An 18,378-nucleotide genomic window follows, 5' to 3' on the forward strand; every position below is an offset into this window, starting at 1 on the left:
ACGCAACCGCAAGACGGATCGCGGTTGCGTCGGGAACGACTCACAGCTATCGTTATCAGACGGAGAGGAGCGTGACCCGGATGCACAACGCAACCCAAGGGTTCAAACCTCCACGATGGGTACCAATCCGCATGGAATACGCGGTCTCCCGCAGCGGAACGACGCTTGTAACCCTCCACGAGGGAACCGACACGACGGCCCGCGACGAGGCGATCGACCAACTCGCCGCGAGCCTCGAGTCGGTCGGTGCGTCTGGCCCGATCACCGACTGGGCGATCAGCGACGCCGACGTGTACGAACACCCGACGGCACCGTTCGAACCGTACACGATCACGGTCACGTTTACCGTCTCCGTAGCCGTCGAGGCCGACGACGCGGCGACCGCCGAGAGTCTCGGTGCGAGCGCGATCGACCGGGCGCTGGAATCGGCGGGCGTCGACTCGGTCTCGTACACCACTCCGCCGGCTGCGTCGCTCTCCTGACGTCCGCCGACGGCCAGACTCATACTTATGGTCTCACACCGCCACAGTTCGGGTATGGAGATCGACCTGCGCTTTTTCGCGACCTTTCGCGAGGCCGTCGGCCAGCGAGACGTCACCCACGAGTACGACGACGACGCGACCGTCGGTGACGTCCTCGAGGCGCTCGAGGCGAAGTACGGGGATCTCGACGGACAGCTAATCGAAGACGGTTCGGTCCGCCCACAGCTAAACGTCCTGAAGAACGGCCGGAACGTCGTCCACATGGACGACCTCGAGACCGGACTCGAGGACGGCGACCGGATCTCGGTGTTTCCGCCGGTAGCTGGCGGTGCGTGATCGGCGGCGTCGTCAGTTCGTCGTTCGCGTGAGACGCCAACGGCCGGGCTGCGAGAACGCTTATCCTTCCTGACCACGACCGAAACGGTATGCCGACGGAGATACTCGAGAACGTCTACGATATCACCTGTCAAACAGAAGAGAGCGGCAAGCGGTTCCGGGTGTTCTTCTTTGCTGACGGAACGCCAACGCTCGTCGACGCTGGCCTCGCGGGCACCACCGACCGAGTGATCGAGGGCATCTCGTCGATCGGCGTCGAACCCGAACGGCTCGTCGTCACGCACGGTGACGGCGATCACATCGGCGGCTTCGACGCCCTCGTCGACCACTACGGACTCGAGACGTGGGTCCCCGAACAGACGACGGCCGAGACGGCAACTGACCCGGACCACCGCTACGGCGACGGGGACCGGATCGGGCGATTCACCGCGGTACACGTCCCGGGCCACGAACCCGACAATCACGCGCTCGTCGACGAAGCCGCTGGCGTCGCCGTCATGGGCGACGCCGTCTCCGGGGCCGACCAGCGCGGGCTCCCCGCCGGTTACTTTCACCTCCCGCCTGCGGTCTACTCGCAGAACCTGAACCGCGCCGAGGAAAGCCTCGAGCGCCTCCTCGAGTACGAGTTCGATGCCGGCCTCGTCTATCACGGCTCGTCGGTCACGGAGGACGCACGCGAGAAACTCGAGCGATACGTCAACCCTCCCGGGGCTTGACCCCGATGCTTGTCAGTGGACTCCCGTTCTAACCCAACTGGGCAGGCGTGTAGTCGCCGTTCACGTTAAACGCCCCTGACTTGAGGGCCAGTTGACTGGTGGCCCATCCACCGCGAGATTTCTGCCCGCGATGGGCATACCCGCCCCGCAGTGTCGGTTGGCAATGTTCTTTGCGGCGTTGTAATCGCTATGCAACTCTTTACCGCCCTTTAGGAACTCAAACTTATCGCCATCCCGATTGTCCCGATGAGTGAATCCACACCCCGAGTGACTGCACCACTGACTCGTGTATTGTGGTGCAACGTCGTCCACCTCGATACCGTATCGTCCACCTCGATACCGTATTCTTCGGCCTTGTATTCGACGTGCCGTTGGAGTTCGCGGAACGCCCACTGCTGGAACTTTGAAGCGTTCGAGTTTCGGGTTCTCGAACGCAATCGCCGTGCAATCGTTCCCCACGGCCTCACGGATGATGGCCTTCGAGACACGGTGGAGATAGTCTGCGGGCAAAGCACAAAAGGGGACGCCTGCGCGCGAATCGTGAGGACGGTGGGTCGGCAGCGACGACGGTGAACGGTGCCGTGACTGCTCACTCCTCGCTCGAGTCGTCGGCCTCCCGGCCGGTCAGGCTCGGCAGATTCGGGTCGCGGTTGGGGTTGCGGCCGTACGCCGGCAGTGCATCGTCGTCCAGTTGCTCTTGTAGCACCCGGCGGAGCCGGTTGAGGTTCGTGATGTCGAGGCCGTGCTGAGCGGCGAGGTGCTTGAACGTGCTCTCGTCGGTAACGTCGTGTGCCTTGTACTCTGCGAACAGTTCGTCCATCCGGTCGGGCGACAGCGCGCTTACGTCGACGTCGTCCAGCCCGAAGTACGCGCGCCGGTCGACGTCGACGACGTGGCGGATCACCACCAGCGCGACCTTGGGGATCGCCCGCTGGCTGCCGAAGGCAGTGAGGTCGATCTCGTCCATGATCCCCAGCGCGAGGTCTCGCTGCCACGGCGTCAGGTCCAGGGCGTTACACAGCGCCTGGGTCGTTCGCAGCCGATCGAGGTGGTGGGCTCGCGCGCTGTGGCCGGCGGTCGCCGTGTGCTGTTCGTCGTGGAGGCGACGGACGCTCTCCGAGAGGTCCGCCTCGGGCGACTCCGCGCGGCCGATGACCGTCGCGCTGGGCGTGACGACGCCCCACCGGCGAACCGTCGCGTCGCGCTGGGCCGCCGCTCGCGAGATCGAACCTGCACCGGGGCGGGTCTCGAGTCGTCGTTCACCGTCGTCGGTCGGTACTCGCCGTCCGAGCGTCGCCCCCGACGAAACGCCGTCACCACTCATACAAGTGGTGGCTCACACGTAGAGACGGATAAACCCATCCCACGGAGCTGCGATGCGATAGCACGGCTCTCGAGTCGAGAACGAGCGCGGCGAAAATCCCTTCGTAGCTCTACCTTGTCACCAGAACCACTTAAAGCCGACAAGACAGGTCGTGGATACCACACTGGACGCCGAAGTGGGATCAGCTGCTCGAGGGAAGTCCGGAAAGCGACACGCTCGGTGAAAAACTACTCGGTGAGAAACCCCGTCTATAGCACTACCTTGTGACCAGAACCACTTAAAGAAAGTCGGATCCAGGCGGTCCGACGCGAAGCCGCCGTCGACCGCGCGACCCGGAGAAAGCACGGGCTCGCAGACGAGATCGCCGTCGAAAATCCCTTCGTAGCTTCACCTTGTCACCAGAACCACTTAAAGCGATGAGCGACGGACTGACCCCGTGGTCGACTGCTCGACTAACGGTCGTCGCGTCGCCACCCCGAAGCCAGTCCCGTGCGAAAATCCCTTCGTAGCTCCACCTTGTCACCAGAACCACTTAAAGAAGGCCGACATCGTCGGCTGGCACACCGACGCCGGTTCGGCCAGCGCGTCCGTCACTGAGCGAGCCACTAGGTGACTGCACATATACATACCGTCACTCATTGGACCGACGGCGACACGCGTAGCCATGAGCGATCGATCGCCGCACGGACGCAGACTGGCACCGACCCGACGGACACTGCTCGCCGGCGCGAGTCTCACGCTGGCCGCGCTGGCGGGCTGTCTCGGGGACGACAAAGGAGACGCCACGCCGAACGACCGCGACGACGAGGAAAACGTCACCCAGGAGAACGACGAGGACTGTACACTCGAGACTCGGACCGAGACGGAACTCGTCGTCGACGGCGAGGCGCTTCTCGAGGGTGGTGACGAGGTAACCCGAGAGTTCACCGCAGAGGATGGTGACACCGTCCACGTCGACGTCTCGGCATCCGACCGTCAGAAGATCCGCCTCGAGATCGACGCGCCGGACGGCGAGACCGTCTACAGTGACGAAGGCGGGTCGTTCGAGACGCGACAGACGTTCGAGACTGGCGGGTCCGGGACGGTTCGCGTTACGAACCTCGGAGAGCGCACGGAGCCCGAACGCGACGAACTGGCGAACGATCGGATGACCGTCCCCGCCGGGAAAATGCTCGCCCCTCAGTTCGACCTCGAGGCGGGCGAAACCCTCGAGTATCGCGTCCGGACGGTCGACGGTGCACGACCCACGCTCCGGATCGAATCCGCCGACGGTGCCGTCCTCCGGGATCACGCCGTCGCCTCGGTCATCGACGACGCGTTCACTGCCGAAGAGGGCGGCCAGTACTACGTTTACGTCGAGAACACCGCGTCGATCACGTCGGGAGTGTGGGACTATACCTTTGCGCGGGTTATCGACGTCCCGCTCCCGACGACGGCGTCGCTGACCGCCGAACGCGAGTACGAGACCGAAGTCGAAGTCTGCGAGTGAGCGCCGGACGGATCGAAACCTCTTCGTTCGAACTGCCGCGAAAATCCCTTCGTAGCTTCACCTTGTCACCAGAACCACTTAAAGGACGAGCGGGCAAGTCGGCGTCGACGAAACGACGAGAGAGACGGACCAACGGCGACAGAGTAGCCACTACGACGAGCAGACCCGACGAAAATTCCCTTCGTAGCTTTACCTTGTCACCAGAACCACTTAAAGAGCGAGACGGGGGAGATTCGATCGCGTCCCCGCTGGTCCACTCCGTGAACCCGGCAGGATCGACAGCGAGTGCGGGTGACACGGCCGGTGGAGACGCCTCTCGAGTCGGTCGATTCGACGATCACGCCAGACAAAACGTCGGCTTCCGAAAGCCCTAATCGCGCGCTACTCCGAGTACGTGGCAATGAGTAAGCAACTGCCGGACGTGCAGGCGACTGCACCCGACGTGACCGTCGGACTGAGCCAGGTCGGCGTCACTGGCGTCGAAAAGCTCGTCAAAATCGCCCGTGAGGGCAAGCGACCGATCGTCCTGATGGCCGAGTTCGAGGTGTTCGTCGACCTTCCCTCCTGGCGGAAAGGCGCGGACATGAGCCGGAACATGGAGGTCATCGACGAGATTCTCGAGGAAGCCACCCGAGAGGAGGCCTACCGCGTCGAGGACGTCTGTGGCGACGCCGCCGAACGGCTACTCGAGAAACACGACTACACGACGCGCGCTGAAGTGTCGATGGAAGCCGAGTTCGTCCGACGCGAGGAGACGCCCGCGACTGACCGAGAGACCCAGTACAGCGTCGACCTCATCGCCTCGGCGACGGCGACCGACGAGGGGACCCGCGAGGAGATCGGTGCCCGCGTCGTCGGCATGACCGTCTGCCCGTGCTCGCAGGGGATGTCTGCCGCCCGTGCGAAACAGAAACTCGAGGATCTCGAGGTCGACGAGGAGACGATCACCGAGTTTTTAGACGAGGTTCCCCAGCCCGGCCACTCCCAGCGCGGTCACGCGACGCTCACCGTGGAGGCAAACGGTGATCCCGAGGTCGACCTGAACGACGTGATCGACGTCGCCCGCGACGCCATGAGCGCGCGGATCTACAACCTCGCGAAGCGCCCCGACGAGGACCACATGACCTTCGAGGCCCACAGCGACGCGAAGTTCGTCGAAGACTGCGTCCGGTCGATGGCGGAAGGCGTCGTCGAGCAGTTCGACGAACTGCCGGACGACGCCGTGATCACGATGAAACAGTCCAACGACGAGTCGATCCACCAGCACAACGCCCACGCCGAGCGCGTCGTCGAGATGGGGACGCTGCGCGAGGAGGTCAACGGCGACCTCGAGGCGTAGTCTTCCGAGGTAAGAGACGCACGACGTACCAGAGACCGCTCGTCGCGACGAGAGCCGTGAGGACCGTGAGGGCCCACCGGTGGTACAGGAACTCGTCGACCGTCGGAAGTTCCATGACGAGGTGCGTCGGGACCGTCCAGACCCATATCGTCGTGTTGAGGAACATGGTCGCCCCGACAATGACGAGAAAGCCGGCGAGCGTCGGCGAAGTGATGACGTCCGAAAACCACACGAGGAGAGCGACTAGCGCGATCGCCGCGAGGAGTCCGACGACTTCCATCCTCACGGGCGCAAAATCGTAGTAGGTCGCCACGGCTGGCCGGCTCACGAGTACGTACGGCAGGAGGATCCCGACGATAACTGCCAGGCATGCCGCGATCCCGAGCTGACGGGGGAGCCGTTCGCTACTCACATTCGAGCCACATCGTCACCAGCTAGAAAAATGTGGACCTTACTTGTGCGTGATAGAGCCACGAGTCGAAACCAGTCGACGAGGGTCCGAATCGGTTCACCTGGGAGAACGGACCTCACGTCTCCGGTCGAGCGGCCAACCGTCACCCCGACCCCGATCCAGCCAGACGGTTCCAGTCAGAACGAAAGCGGCGTCGCGTCCTCCCAGCGTGGCAGGAACTCGTCGTGGACGTCGGCAGCGAACTCGGGGTCTTTGAGGTCGATCATCCCGAACGCCTCGCCGGAGGAGAGCGGGTTCGGCACCTGGATGCAGACCTCGACGTTGTCGATGATGTTGAACGTCCCCGTCACGTCGTCGCTCGTCCGCACGTCGAAATCGGCTCGAGACTGGAGGGCCTGTCGATACCGGCGGCCGACCGTCGACGGGAGCGCGTCGACGAGATCCCGGCTCATTAGCACGTCGACGCTCACGCCGCGCTCGAGGGCGTCCTCGAGGTGTGCCAGTGCGTCCTTGCCGACCGTCCGGATGTCGACTTGCGGAGACGGATCGGCTGCGACCATGATGATCTCGTCGTCGGCAGCCGTGAGCCGCTCTAACAGGAGGTCGATCGTCTCGTCGGGGCCGACGGCGGCGGTCCAGAACTGTTCTTCGACAGGACCGGCCGCGTCGAGTTCCTCCGAGAGATCGTCGACGATCTCCTCGTACTGATCTGCCTTCTCCTCGAGTTCGCGTTTCTTGTCCTCGAGGAGCCGGTCGAGGGCGGTCGCGGGTTCGACGGCGACGTACTTCTTCGGACGACTCGCAGTCTGGCTGCGGACCAGATTGTACTGCTCGATGCTGTTGAGCACGTCGTAGATCCGACCCATCGGGACATCGCTCGCACGCGACAACTCCTTTGCCGTTGTGGGACCGGTGTTCAGTAGCGCGCGGTACGCTCGCGCTTCGTACTCGGAGAGACCGAGATCCCTGAGACTGGCCATATCGTGAGGGAACCGACCCCACAACCATAAACACTGCGGTAGTTTGATAGTGGCGCTAGACGATCAGGTCGTCACTCGAGGACCGAACGCACCTGTTCGACCAACTCGTCGGGAGTTTCGACGACGTCGGAGACCTGCTCGCCGCGTTCGACGCAGGCGGTCCCCGACTCGAGGTCCTCTCCCATTGCGTCGGGGACGACCACCTTCTCGTGGTCGGCGACGCGGAGAGCCCCGCGGTGGAGGTCCGACCCCGGAGCGTCGGCGACGCGAACGACGAGCGGTCCCTCGAGCAGGCGGGACACGACCGACGCGTACTGCGCGACCTGCACACCAAAACGGCTGCTCGCCCCGGCGAAGTCCTCGAGCGTCTCGCGGGCGATCGTCCGGAAGCGACGCTCGCCCGAGAGCACGGCGAGATCGAGCAACGCGTCGGCGAGTTCGACGTTGCCGTCGAGCGGACGGAGGGGTCGGTCGAGCAAGCCGACGCCAGTCGCCGGGGCGTCCACGAAGGAATCGCCATCGCGGAGCCGGTCGACGGTCGTATCCGCGACAGTGCGGGCGTCCGCCAGCGTGTCGGCTCCGAGGACGCTCCGGGCGCTCGTCAGTGCCGAGAGCACGCGCGCCTGGTTCGCGAGGAGACAGCGATCGCCGTCCGTCTCGTCGTCGCGATAGTGAACGACGACGCCGTCCTCGAGCAGATCCTCGCGCAGGTACTCGAGGGCGCGTTCGGCGTACCGCCTGGCGCGCTCGTCGTCGGTGTAGGCGTAGTAGGCGAGCAAGGCGTCGATCGCCAGTGCGTTCGCACCTGCGTAGACGGTGTCGTCGACCGGTGGCTCGTCACCGGTCTCGCGGTCGCTGGGCTCGAGCGTGTAGCTCTCGGCGTCGCCGGGTGCCTGGCTCCCGGCGAACGCACCCGCCGCGTCGTTCCACAGCGTCGTCGTCAGGTAGTCGATCGTCCGATCCGCCGGCTTCCGGTACTCCTCGCGGCCGGTGTAACAGTACGCGTTCGCGAACGCGCGCACGAGCGCGGCGTTCGAGTCGAGCAGTTTCTCGTGCTGGATGCCAGACCAGTCCCGTTCGGTCGCAAACCGGTAGAAGCCGCCTTCGTACTCGTCGAACAGGTTCGCGCTGACGGCGTCGAACGACCGCAGCGCCATCTCCCGGTCGCGCTTGAGTGCGAACTCGATGGCGTCCGGCAGCGGGAACTTCGGCCCATCGCCCCAGCCGCCGACCACGTCGTCGTAGGTCTCGGTCAGCCGGCCGAGCATGGCTGCCTCGACGTCGTCGGTGAGTTCGCCAGACGGTGGTTCGTCCTCACGCAGTGCGCGTGGAATGCGGCCGGCGTCGGCTCCTTTCGTCTCCCACATCGTGCGGACGCGCTGGATGACCTGTCGCATCCCGTCCTGACCCAGATAGCCCGCACCGGTCAACAGCGAGCCGTCGGGCGAGAGAAAGACCGTCGAGGGAAAACCACCCATATTGTACCGATCGCGAACGCGGGGATGGCGGTCTACGTCGACGCGAACGGGAACGAAGTCGTCGTTGACGTTCGCCGCGATCGTCGGGACGGCGTAGGTCTCTGCGTCCATCTCGTGACAGTGATCGCACCACGTCGCAGTCAGCGAGAGCAAGACGGGGACGTCCTCGGCTCGCGCCTCCTCGAAGGCGTCCCGTCCCCACTCGCGCCACTCGACCCGCGTGACGTCTTCCATAGCTACGACGAGGGACGTGGCAGGCGTAAGACCTTCGTTCGACCGTCACCTCGATTCCGAGATCGATCCGTCGAGTGTTCTGCTGGCGGGAGAGTAAAGGGTTTTCACCCTTCGGCAGCTACGTGAGAGCATGCTCCGGTGGCTCCTGGCGCTGTTGCTCATCCCCTTCCTGGACGCGGTACTCCTGGCGATTATCGTCAGCCAGACTCCCTGGTTCAGCTGGGTCGCGATGGTCTTGCTCGTCGTCCTGACGGGTCTCGTCGGGATGTTGCTGGTCCGCGCCGAGGGTCGCCGGACGATTCGAAAAATCCAGCGCTCGCTAGAACGGGGCGAGCCGCCGACGAACCAGCTGCTCGACGGCGCGCTGTTGATCGCCGCTGGCGCGTTCCTGCTCACTCCCGGCCTCGTGACGGATCTCATCGGATTCCTGCTCGTCCTGCCGCCGACCCGCATCCCGATCCGGGCCGGAATCAAGCGGTTCGTCGTCGTCCCGTACGTCGACAAGAAGACCGGTGGCTTCGCCAGCGGCACCGTCTGGACGTTCGGCTTCCCCGACGACGCCGCTCGAGGATCGGCCGAATCGACGGACGGCGGCGCTCGAGGGAACGCATCGACGTACGACCTCTCCGAGGACGACTACACCGTCGAGTCGGACGACGACGAGGACAGTTACCGGATCGAGTTCGGCGACGACTCGTCGCCTCGAGACGAGGACGACGAACCGGGCGAAGGCCACGCTCGGTAGCGAATCTCACGGCTCTGTGAGAAAGAAACGTTTAAACGTATCACCCGGCAACTGTGAGATGCGAAGCGGGCCAATAGCTCAATCAGGTTGAGCGCCACTCTGATAAGGTGGAGGCTCTCGGTTCAAATCCGAGTTGGCCCATATTCTCGTGACGAACAACATCGTGAGTCACGAATATTGGATCGTAGGCGGATTTGCATTCTCGTCCCCTGGTCATTTCGATGCCTTCTGATCGATTGCTGGTCGACCAGAGCCTGTGATTTGACGTCCTCCAGACGACTAACGTTGCGGGATTTTCCGAATGGAAGATCATACTGCCGGACAGCGCGGTCCGTACACCGATCGCACGCGAGACGCTATCGCCAGCGGTGCAGATGTCGAGACGTGATCGAGTATGTACTGACATCTGGGTGTGCGTTTCCCGAAGTCACGAATACGCGTTCGCGTCGGCCGTCGACGGTCGTCGGCCAGTTGTGACCGAGGGCGTGTGTTTCAGCGTGAGAGAATGCAATCAGTTCGATTTTCGGAACTACCGCCGTACCGACATTGGCGCCTCTATCGTCAGCAGTGGCGTCGAATCGTCAGGATGGAGTAACGTCAGAGCCCCATTAGCACGCCGTTCCGCAGGGAGCGATGGCGCGGTCGGAATTCCGTAGTCAGCGGGCGTCCGGAAGTTTGCGGCAATGACCCAGGTCCGGGCGAGCATCTGTCCCGCGTTCTGGTTCGAATCCGTAGTGTCGTCGGGTTCGTCGGTTCGATCCATCTCAGTCGGTTCCGACGTTCACGCGGTCGTGGATCGGTCCCTCTCGCCGGCCGAGGTGCTGTGGCGTCCGACCGTGGGCGACCGCGAGTAGTTCCGCGACGATACTGAAGGCGATCTGATAGGGCGTGTCGCCACCGAGGTTCACCCCGATCGGTGTGTAGATTCGCTCGAGTTCGGCGTCGGTGAACGATCGACCCTCGTCGGCGAACTCCTCGCGCATCTCGTCGAAGCGCTTCTGGGGCCCCATCAGTCCGACGTACGGGACCGGCGTCTCCAACAGTTGCTCGAGCGTGAGCCGATCGTCGAGGAAGTTGTGACTCATCACCACCGCGTACGTATCCGAATCCCACTCTCGGAGGGACGACACTTCCCGCGGCGACGCCGAGACGACGGTATCCGCCCGCGGGAACCGGTTCTCGTCGGCTTGCCCGCCGCGGAACGAGACCACCGTCGTATGAAAGTCGACGAGCCGCGCCAACTCGACGACGGGGCCGGCGTCGTGTCCGGAGCCGAAGACGACGAGTTCGGGTGGCGGGCGCACACCGTCGACGAACACGTCGACAGTCCCCGCGTCCGTGTCGACGGTCAACGTCTCGCTTTTCCCGGCTGCCACGAGCGTCTTTGCCGATTCCGCAAGAGAGTCACGTATCGGTTCGGGGAGGTCGTCCGTGAACCCCTCGCTCGGCACGTAGTATGCGCGATCGCCGACAGTCGCGTCAGTCTCGCTGCCGACGACGGTCGCGACCCCGATCGCCTCGCCTGCCTGTCGGGCCTCGACCACTTCCTGATACGACTCGTCGAGCGGTTCGAGCAGAACCGTGATAACGCCGTTACAGCCGATACCAAGACCCCACGTGTCGTCGTCGCCCGTCAGATCCCACGTCTCGACACGGGGCGCACCGTCGTCCAGGACGTCGGTGGCAAGCGCGCGAACCTCGTCTTCCAGACAGCCAGCGGTAATGCTGCCTGCACCACCGCCGTCGGGCTGGATGAGCATCTTTGCACCTGGCCGGCGGTACGCGCTGCCGTCGACTGCGATCACCGTCGCCAGGATGGCCGCGTCGTCGTTCTCGAGTGTCGTTCGTATCCGCTCGAATACGTCCGTTTCCGGGAGGCTCCAGTCGCTCGTACTCATGTATTAGTCACCGTTCGAGTGGTCGTCTGTCGGTTCTCTCGAGTGTCGAATTCGTAGCCGATTCGCCCGCCCACACCTTGCTGGCGGAGCTGTCGTGCCAGTTCGACGACGTCGCTCGGGTCGGCGAACGCGAACAGGCCGTCTATATACGGGAGAGCAGCGGCCATGCCACGAGCGGCAGGCTCGTAGGAGGCAGTCGCTGCCAGCGGGTTCAACCAGAGCACCCGTTTTGCCCTCCGGGCGATCCACGACAGTTCGCGTTCGAGGACGCCGACGTCGCCTCGGTCGAGTCCGTCACTGATGACGAACACGACCGTCCGCCGATCGATGGCGTCGGGTGCGCGTTCACGGAGACCTTCGAGGGAGCCGCCAATTTGCGTCCCGCCACCCCAGGCGGTTTCCGCGGCCTCGAGTGCGGCGATCGCCGCTTGCGATGACGGTGCGTCGACGGCCTCGGTCACTTCCCGCAGCTCCTCGTCGAAGAAGAACACGCGCGTGTCCCGCCAGTGGCGGCGGGCCTGCCGGAGAACGTCGATCAGGAAGCCCCGGTCGACGGCGTCGATGACGGACTGGCTGACGTCGACCACGACCAGCGCACGGACGTCCGTGCGCTGGCGTTCTCGCTTCGGCAACGAGAGGACAGTACCACCGGTACTCACGCTCGTCCGGAGCGCCCGACGGATCGCAGCGCGGTCGGAACCGGGCTCGAAGCGCCGCCCTTGGAGGCCGGCAAGCGCGCGTGTCAGTTCGCGAAACGCCGTCGAGAGGTCGCCGGCGTCAGTGAGAGCGCGTCCGTCGACCGTGCTGGCGACGCCCGACGGACTGTACAGCGCCGCCGTCGCCTCGGTATCGTCGGAGTCAGCGTCGGTGTCTGCTGGGGCTGCCGTTGCAAACGATTCGGCGAGCGACCGGCCGGTGGCTCGACCGGCGTGGTCGGAATCGGTACTCTCTCCGGGCGCGTTTTCGTCGACAGCCGGCTCGCCGAGTGGTGCGAGCCCGTCCGACTCGGCGGCGAGCGACGACAGCGATCGCTCGTCCTCGAGTCCCGCCGTGAGTCGCCGCCAGAACGCCTCGAACAGCCGATCGAACGTCTCGAAGTCGGCACTGTCCGTGAGGAGACTGGCCCGCAACGCCGTCCGGACGCGGCGGCGATTCTCGAGGCCGACCGCGGCGAGTGCTCGAGCGGCGGTCGGTGCGGCGTTGGCCGGGACGGCTGCGCCGTCGCGGCGGAGCGCCCGAACGAATTGGATGAGCTCCGTCCGGACGTGTTCGCCGACGTCGTCGCTGTCCGAGCGCTCGCTCATGGGTCTGCCCTCGCCTGCTCGGCGGCGTCGAGCAGGTCCGTCAGGAGGTCGTCGTCGACTCGCTCGACGTCCTCGACCTCTTTCAGCAGACAGCCGAGCGTATTTTGAAGTGTCTCGCGGGAGAGTGTTCCGTCTCCGTCGTCGCGCATCGTCGCGATCGCTCGCGCCCAGTCGATGGTTTCAGCCGCGCCGGGCGGTTTTCGCAGCGGCTCTTCGCGGAGTCGCGCAGCCATTGCACAGAGCTCCGTTGCGACGACGCCGTCCAGCTGGGGTACTTTCCGGCAGAGAATAGCCGTCTCCTTCTCGACGGACGGCGGTTCAACGTGCAGGTAGAGACAGCGTCGCTTGAGCGCGTCGCTCAACGCCCTCGTTCGGTTGGACGTGACGATGACGATCGGTGGCCGTTCGGCCGAGACAGTGCCGAGTTCTGGAACCGACACCTGAAAGTCCGAAAGTACCTCCAGCAGCAGCGCCTCGAATTCGTCGTCAGCGCGATCAATCTCGTCGATGAGCAGGACCGGCGGAAAGTCGCCGTCGTGACGGAGGGCCCGTAACAGCGGCCGCTCGAGCAAGTAGTCTTCGGAGAACACTGACGCCTCGGGATCCGCTCCGCTTTGCACGGCGAGTAATTGCTTCGTGTAATTCCACTCGTACAGGGCGTGCTCGGCGGTCAGTCCCTCGTAGCACTGCAACCGTATCAGTTCGTCTCCGAGACTCGACGCCAGTACTTTGGCGAGTTCCGTTTTGCCAGCGCCCGGTTCTCCTTCGACCAGCAGCGGCTTTCCCAAACGCAACGCTAGCAGTACCGTCGTGACGATCTCATCTTCGGCGACGTAGTCTTGCTCCTCGAATGCGGTATGGACATCCCGTTCGGTCACGTCCGCAAACGCCGTGGTCGGTTCGTCTTCCATGATCCGCTGATTCAGTCCGCGGCTGCGGGTGTAGACATCTGATCGACCGCCTTCTCGAGCGCTCGCTCGGTATAGACCTCCAGCAGCTGGGCGCGGAAGTCACCCGACGCCTGCAGGTCGTCCATCAGTAGTGCCGTCTCGAGGTCGTCGGTCGCGTGGCTGGCTGCCGTGGCGATCGTCTCCTCGTCGAGCGTCTCGCCGGTCAGGGCGTCCTCGACCGGCTCGAGGCGCACCCCGTGGTCCATCGCGCCGTTCGCGCCGATCCGGGCCGAGGTGACGGTCCCGTCGTCGACTCTCACCAGGGCTGCGACGCCGACCATCGCATATCCCGACGACGGGCTCGGTTTCTTCGCGTAGGTGCCGACGGCGTCGACCGCCGAGGGCACCTCGATCCGCGTGAGGATCTCGGCGGGTCCGAGATCGGTGGCATACATCCCGTAGTAGAACTCCGCTGCGGGAATCGTCCGCTCGCCGTCCGGCCCCTGGACGACCAGCGTCGCGTCCGAGACCAGCGCAGCGCCGGGGAGATCCGACGCCGGATCTGCGTGTGCGAGATTCCCGCCGACCGTCCCCCGGTTGCGGACCTGTCGGTCGCCCACCTGTTCGACCGCCGCGGTCAGCGCCGGGGCGTGTTCGTGGGCGTCCTCGGAGCCGAGCACGTCGCTGTAGCGGCTCATCGCGCCGATCGAGAGCGTGTCGCCGTCGACGGTGACGCCGTGGAGTTCGTCGACGTCGCCGATGTCGATAAGGACGTCCGGGCTCGAGAGTCCGGTCTTCATCGCCGGGAGTAAGCTGTGCCCGCCCGCCAGCAGTTCCGTCTCTTCCATCGCGTGCTCGTCGAGGAGTTCGATCGCGTCTTCGACCGTCTCCGCCTCGTGGTAGTCGAATTCGTCGGGGTACATCACTGCTCACCTCCGTCGTCGGCAGCGGTCTCGTCGGTTCCGCCGTCGGTCGTCGCCTGCTCGCCGGCGGCGGTCCAGACGCGCTCGGCCGTCATCGGCATCTCGACGTGATCGACGCCGAACGGCTCGAGTGCGTCCGTGACGGCGTTGACGACGGCCTGCGGTGCGGCGATCGTGCCGGCCTCGCCGACGCCTTTCACGCCGAGGGGATTGTGCGGGCTCTCGGTGACGGTCGACCCGGTTTCCATATCGGGGATGTGCATCGCCTTCGGGACGGCGTAGTCCTGCATCGATCCCGTCACGAGCTGTGCGTTTTCGTCGTACTCCGCGCCCTCGTAGAGCGCCTGTCCGATACCCTGGGCGACGCCGCCGTGGATCTGTCCCTCGACGATCTTGGGGTTGATCTGGTTGCCCACGTCGTCGACGGCGACGTACTGCTCGAAGTCGATCTCTCCCGACTCCGGATCGACCTCCACGACCGCGACGTGGGTCCCGAACGGGAACACGAAGTTCTCGGGGTCGTAGAACGACGTGGCTTCCAGCCCGGGTTCCATGTCGTCGGGGATGTCGTGGGCGAGATAGGACTGCTGGGCGACCGCCTTGATGCCGATCGATCGGTCGGGCGCACCCGCGACGTGGAACTCGCCGCCCTCGAACTCGATGTCCGCGGGATCGGCCTCCAGCTGGTGGGCCGCGATCTCGCGGGCTTTCTCGACGAGTTTCTCGGAACTTTTGACCAGCGAACTCCCGCCGACTGCCGCCGACCGGGACCCGTACGTCCCCATTCCCTGCGGGATTTCGTCGGTATCTCCCTCGACGACCTCGACGTCGTCGTAGGGGATCCCGAGTTCGTTCGCGACGATCTGTGCGTACGTCGTCGCGTGTCCCTGTCCGTGGCCAGACGTGCCACAGTATGCTGTGACCGTCCCGGAGGGATGGAACCGGACGAGACTCGACTCCCAGAGTCCGGCCTGTGCGCCGAGCTGGCCGGCGAGTTCTGAGGGGGCCAGCCCGCACGCTTCGATGTAACACGAGAAACCGATGCCGAGATATCGACCGTCTGCGCGGGCCTGCTCCTGGCGCTCGCGGAACGAGTCGTAGTCGACCATCTCGAGTGCCCTGTCGAGCGCCTTCTCGTAATCGCCGCTGTCGTAGACGACGGCGACCTGCGTCTCGTATGGGAACCCGTCCTCGGGGACGAAGTTCTGCCGCCGGAACTCGGCCGGGTCCATCCCCATCTCCTCGGCACCGAGTTTCGCCAGTCGCTCGATCACGAACGACGCCTCCGGTCGGCCGGCACCTCGGTAGGCATCCACTGGCGGCACGTTCGTGAACGCACCCGTCACCGAACAGTGGATGGCCGGGATGTCGTACTGTCCCGAGAGCAACGTCCCGTACAGGTACGTCGGAACTGCGGGCGCGAACGTCGAGAGGTACGCCCCCAGGTTCGCCTCCGTGTCGACGCGCAGTCCGACGATGGTGCCGTCCTCGTCCATCGCGAGGGCGGCCGTCGTGACGTGACCACGACCTTGCGCGTCAGTCTTGTACGTCTCCGTCCGGGTGGCGGTCCACTTGACCGGTCGCTCGAGGTCCTTCGCAACCCACGCCACCAGCGCCTCGTCGGCGTAGTGGTGGATCTTGCTCCCGAAGCCGCCGCCGACCTCGGGAGCCTTGATCCGCAGTTTGTGCTCCGGATGCCCGATGACTCCCGACATGAGCAGACGATGCAGGTGGGGGTTCTGGGAGGTCATGAACACGTCGAGCTCGTTCGTCCCGGGGCTGTAGTCGGCGACCGCGGCACGCGGCTCCATCGCGTTCGGGATCAGAAGCTGGTTCTCGAGTTCGATGCTCGCAGTGTGTGCGGCCGATTCGAACGCCTGATCGGTGCGCTCGGCGTCGCCGATCTCCCAGTCGAAGGCGACGTTTCCGTCGGCATCGTCGTGGAGCTGCGGGGCGTCGTCGCCGATCGCGTCGGCTGGATCGGTCACGGCGTCGAGTCGCTCGTAGTCCACGTCGATGGCGTCGACCGCGTCGTGAGCGACGTATCGATCTTCGGCGACGACGACGGCGATCGCGTCTCCCTGATACCGAACGCGGTCATCGGCCAGTATCGGGTGGTCGACCTGCCGCAGGCTGTCGAGTAGCCATCCGACCGGAAGCGAGTACGAGCCCCCACTCGGCGTGTCGTCACGGTGGAGGTCGTCGTGGGTGTAGACGGCGACGACGCCGTCCATCGTCTCCGCGTCGCTCGTATCGATATCCTCGATCCGCGCGTGCCCGTACTGACTGCGGAGGATCGCCATGTGGGCCATCTCCTGCAGTTGAATGTCGTCTGTGTACTCGGCGTCACCGGTAACGAGCGCGGGGTCTTCCCGGCGCTCGATGGCCGAGCCGAGAATGTCGGCGGCGTCGACCTCGTCCGGATCGACCGATTCGATGCTCATTCCGCGTCACCTCCGTCGCCTGGCCAGCGCACCTCGTCCTCGCCGGAGCCACAGCACGAGCCAGCGGAACCGTCGGCCGTGCACCCGCCGTCAGCGACGGCACCGGACCCCATCGTCTCGGCCGCGTTCTCGACCGCGTTGACGATGTTCTGGTAGCCCGTACACCGACAGAGGTTCCCCTCGAGTCCCTCGCGAATCTCTTCACGACTCGGGTCGGGATTCTCCTCGAGGAGATCGGTCGCCGCCATCATCATTCCGGGAGTACAGTAGCCACACTGGAGCCCGTGTTCCGCCTGGAATCCGTCCTGGATGGGATGGAACTGGCCGTCCTCTGCCAGCCCCTCGACCGTCTCGATCGTCGAACCGTCGGCCTGCACCGCCAGCACCGTACAGGATTTGACCGCGTCGTCGTCGAGGTGGACTGTACACGCGCCACACAGACTGCTCTCGCAGCCGACGTTCGTTCCAGTGTACCCGAGTTCGTCTCGGAGCGCGTGGACCAGGAGCGTCCGCGGTTCAACCGTGAGTTCGTGGTCTGTGCCGTTGACCGTCAGTGTAATATCGTGTTCTGTCATCTCGTTATGAGTCGTTTGTCTCGCTTCCAGAGCGGCCGAGTACCCTGTCGACGAGCCCTCGTCCGCTCTCGGTTGCCTCCTCGTCAGCAGACGCGCTCGTCTCGGCGTCCGCGAGCTGTCGTTCGTGGAGTTGCTCCTGTACCGACGAGAAAAAGCGTTTGACCACCCGATTCGCGACCGGGTTGACGACGCGTTGGCCCATCTGCGCGACCTTCCCGAACACGTCGGCTTCGGTCTCCCACTCGACGGCGACGCTGTCCTCGGTTTCCGAGAGGCTCATCCCCGAGGCCATCTCGAACGAACTGTTGCTCGAGGACCCCTCACCGACGGCGGACATCTCCGGATAGTCGCGGTGATCGATCGTCACTACCGTCTCGAACGTCGGGTTGACTGGCCCGACGCTGATCTGCATCAGTGCCGCGTAGTGGCCCCCCTCCTCGAACGCACGGCCCGCGATGACGTCTGGATCGGCGGTCGGTTCGATCTCTCGATCGGCCGCTTCGTCGCGCAACTCGTCGAAGTCGACGTCGGTATCGTCGACCTCGACGAGAAACTGACACCCCGGGAGCGACTCCTCGATCAACGCTGGATCCGAGAGAGCCAGCCACACTTCGTCGACGGTCGTCTCCTCGAGTTCGAACGTCCCACTGAATTCCATATTGGTATCTGCTGGCGTGTGACAGACTGTGACGAGGTGACACAACGTATATAACCATAATACTTTGCATAACAGCGATTCAACCAGGATTTTGAAACCAAATATGGTTATACACACTCGAGAAAGTAACTACGGGTATATGGACTGACAA

At 64.6% G+C, this 18,378-nt stretch carries 17 protein-coding genes, 1 tRNA gene and 1 pseudogene; 7 read left to right on the forward strand and 12 right to left on the reverse strand.

What is annotated here, in order from left to right; translation table 11 throughout:
• The first annotated feature begins 131 nt into the window (after positions 1-131).
• The 3 genes from MU558_RS09955 (at position 132) to MU558_RS09965 (ending at position 1,534) form a co-directional block, all read left to right on the forward strand.
• Entirely contained in the window at positions 132-482 is a 351-nt protein-coding gene (locus MU558_RS09955; RefSeq protein ID WP_246966057.1) for a hypothetical protein, read from the forward strand.
• Between the two features lie 54 nt (positions 483-536).
• The gene (locus tag MU558_RS09960; RefSeq protein ID WP_246966058.1) at positions 537-818 is read left to right on the forward strand and encodes a ubiquitin-like small modifier protein 1; all 282 of its coding nucleotides are present in this window, start codon (positions 537-539) and stop codon (positions 816-818) included.
• 89 nt (positions 819-907) lie between these two features.
• Complete coding sequence (locus MU558_RS09965) at positions 908-1,534, forward strand: MBL fold metallo-hydrolase (protein WP_246966060.1); 627 nt, start codon at positions 908-910, stop codon at positions 1,532-1,534.
• Positions 1,535-1,594: 60 nt separating this feature from the next.
• On the opposite strand, the gene MU558_RS23250 is transcribed toward MU558_RS09965, so the two are convergent.
• Together MU558_RS23250 and MU558_RS09975 are read right to left on the reverse strand one after the other, a co-directional pair.
• On the reverse strand, positions 1,595-1,993 hold the full coding sequence (locus tag MU558_RS23250) for a zinc ribbon domain-containing protein (protein ID WP_322987050.1): 399 nt from the start codon (positions 1,991-1,993) through the stop codon (positions 1,595-1,597).
• A 130-nt stretch (positions 1,994-2,123) separates the two neighbouring features.
• A complete protein-coding gene (locus MU558_RS09975; RefSeq protein ID WP_246966063.1) occupies positions 2,124-2,858 on the reverse strand; it encodes a DNA-directed RNA polymerase subunit epsilon in 735 nt (244 codons plus the stop codon).
• Between the two features lie 664 nt (positions 2,859-3,522).
• Between MU558_RS09975 and MU558_RS09980 the strand changes: the two genes are divergently transcribed.
• Together MU558_RS09980 and mptA are read left to right on the forward strand one after the other, a co-directional pair.
• Positions 3,523-4,347 carry a hypothetical protein gene (locus MU558_RS09980; RefSeq protein ID WP_246966065.1) on the forward strand — a complete coding sequence of 275 codons (825 nt, stop codon included), beginning with the start codon at positions 3,523-3,525 and terminating at the stop codon, positions 4,345-4,347.
• Between the two features lie 400 nt (positions 4,348-4,747).
• Positions 4,748-5,686, forward strand: a complete 939-nt coding sequence (gene mptA, locus MU558_RS09985) for a GTP cyclohydrolase MptA (protein WP_246966066.1) — start codon at positions 4,748-4,750, stop codon at positions 5,684-5,686.
• On the opposite strand, the gene MU558_RS09990 is transcribed toward mptA, so the two are convergent.
• The 3 genes and pseudogenes from MU558_RS09990 to MU558_RS10000 all read right to left on the reverse strand — a co-directional run.
• The gene (locus MU558_RS09990; protein WP_246966068.1) at positions 5,664-6,098 is read right to left on the reverse strand and encodes a DUF7548 family protein; all 435 of its coding nucleotides are present in this window, start codon (positions 6,096-6,098) and stop codon (positions 5,664-5,666) included. The genes mptA and MU558_RS09990 overlap by 23 nt on opposite strands.
• Before the next feature lie 176 nt (positions 6,099-6,274).
• Positions 6,275-7,078 carry a TrmB family transcriptional regulator gene (locus MU558_RS09995; protein ID WP_246966070.1) on the reverse strand — a complete coding sequence of 268 codons (804 nt, stop codon included), beginning with the start codon at positions 7,076-7,078 and terminating at the stop codon, positions 6,275-6,277.
• Between the two features lie 71 nt (positions 7,079-7,149).
• Positions 7,150-8,805: pseudogene (locus MU558_RS10000) on the reverse strand (DUF255 domain-containing protein); the annotation flags it as partial.
• A gap of 115 nt (positions 8,806-8,920) precedes the next feature.
• On the opposite strand from MU558_RS10000, the gene MU558_RS10005 reads away from it, so the two are divergent.
• Together MU558_RS10005 and MU558_RS10010 are read left to right on the forward strand one after the other, a co-directional pair.
• A complete protein-coding gene (locus MU558_RS10005) occupies positions 8,921-9,535 on the forward strand; it encodes an FxsA family protein (RefSeq protein WP_246966073.1) in 615 nt (204 codons plus the stop codon).
• A gap of 67 nt (positions 9,536-9,602) precedes the next feature.
• Positions 9,603-9,676: transfer RNA gene (locus MU558_RS10010), tRNA-Ile, on the forward strand.
• A gap of 623 nt (positions 9,677-10,299) precedes the next feature.
• Here the strand turns inward: MU558_RS10010 and MU558_RS10015 are convergent.
• The 7 genes from MU558_RS10015 to MU558_RS10045 are packed head-to-tail and all read right to left on the reverse strand — an operon-like array spanning position 10,300 to position 18,227.
• Positions 10,300-11,433 carry an XdhC family protein gene (locus MU558_RS10015; RefSeq protein WP_246966075.1) on the reverse strand — a complete coding sequence of 378 codons (1,134 nt, stop codon included), beginning with the start codon at positions 11,431-11,433 and terminating at the stop codon, positions 10,300-10,302.
• Entirely contained in the window at positions 11,430-12,737 is a 1,308-nt protein-coding gene (locus tag MU558_RS10020) for a VWA domain-containing protein (RefSeq protein WP_246966077.1), read from the reverse strand. Before MU558_RS10020 ends, MU558_RS10015 begins: the two co-directional genes overlap by 4 nt.
• Positions 12,734-13,648 carry an AAA family ATPase gene (locus MU558_RS10025; RefSeq protein ID WP_246966080.1) on the reverse strand — a complete coding sequence of 305 codons (915 nt, stop codon included), beginning with the start codon at positions 13,646-13,648 and terminating at the stop codon, positions 12,734-12,736. The genes MU558_RS10020 and MU558_RS10025 overlap by 4 nt, the downstream gene beginning before the upstream one ends.
• Positions 13,649-13,659: 11 nt before the next feature.
• On the reverse strand, positions 13,660-14,550 hold the full coding sequence (locus MU558_RS10030) for an FAD binding domain-containing protein (protein WP_246966082.1): 891 nt from the start codon (positions 14,548-14,550) through the stop codon (positions 13,660-13,662).
• Positions 14,550-16,994, reverse strand: a complete 2,445-nt coding sequence (locus MU558_RS10035) for a xanthine dehydrogenase family protein molybdopterin-binding subunit (protein WP_246966083.1) — start codon at positions 16,992-16,994, stop codon at positions 14,550-14,552. Before MU558_RS10035 ends, MU558_RS10030 begins: the two co-directional genes overlap by 1 nt.
• Positions 16,991-17,569, reverse strand: coding sequence for a (2Fe-2S)-binding protein (locus MU558_RS10040; RefSeq protein ID WP_246966085.1), 579 nt, complete (start codon positions 17,567-17,569; stop codon positions 16,991-16,993). Before MU558_RS10040 ends, MU558_RS10035 begins: the two co-directional genes overlap by 4 nt.
• Positions 17,570-17,573: 4 nt before the next feature.
• Positions 17,574-18,227, reverse strand: a complete 654-nt coding sequence (locus tag MU558_RS10045) for an SRPBCC family protein (protein ID WP_246966087.1) — start codon at positions 18,225-18,227, stop codon at positions 17,574-17,576.
• Positions 18,228-18,378: the final 151 nt, after the last annotated feature.

This window comes from Natribaculum luteum, assembly GCF_023008545.1.
Classification (GTDB): Archaea; Halobacteriota; Halobacteria; order Halobacteriales; family Natrialbaceae; genus Natribaculum; species Natribaculum luteum.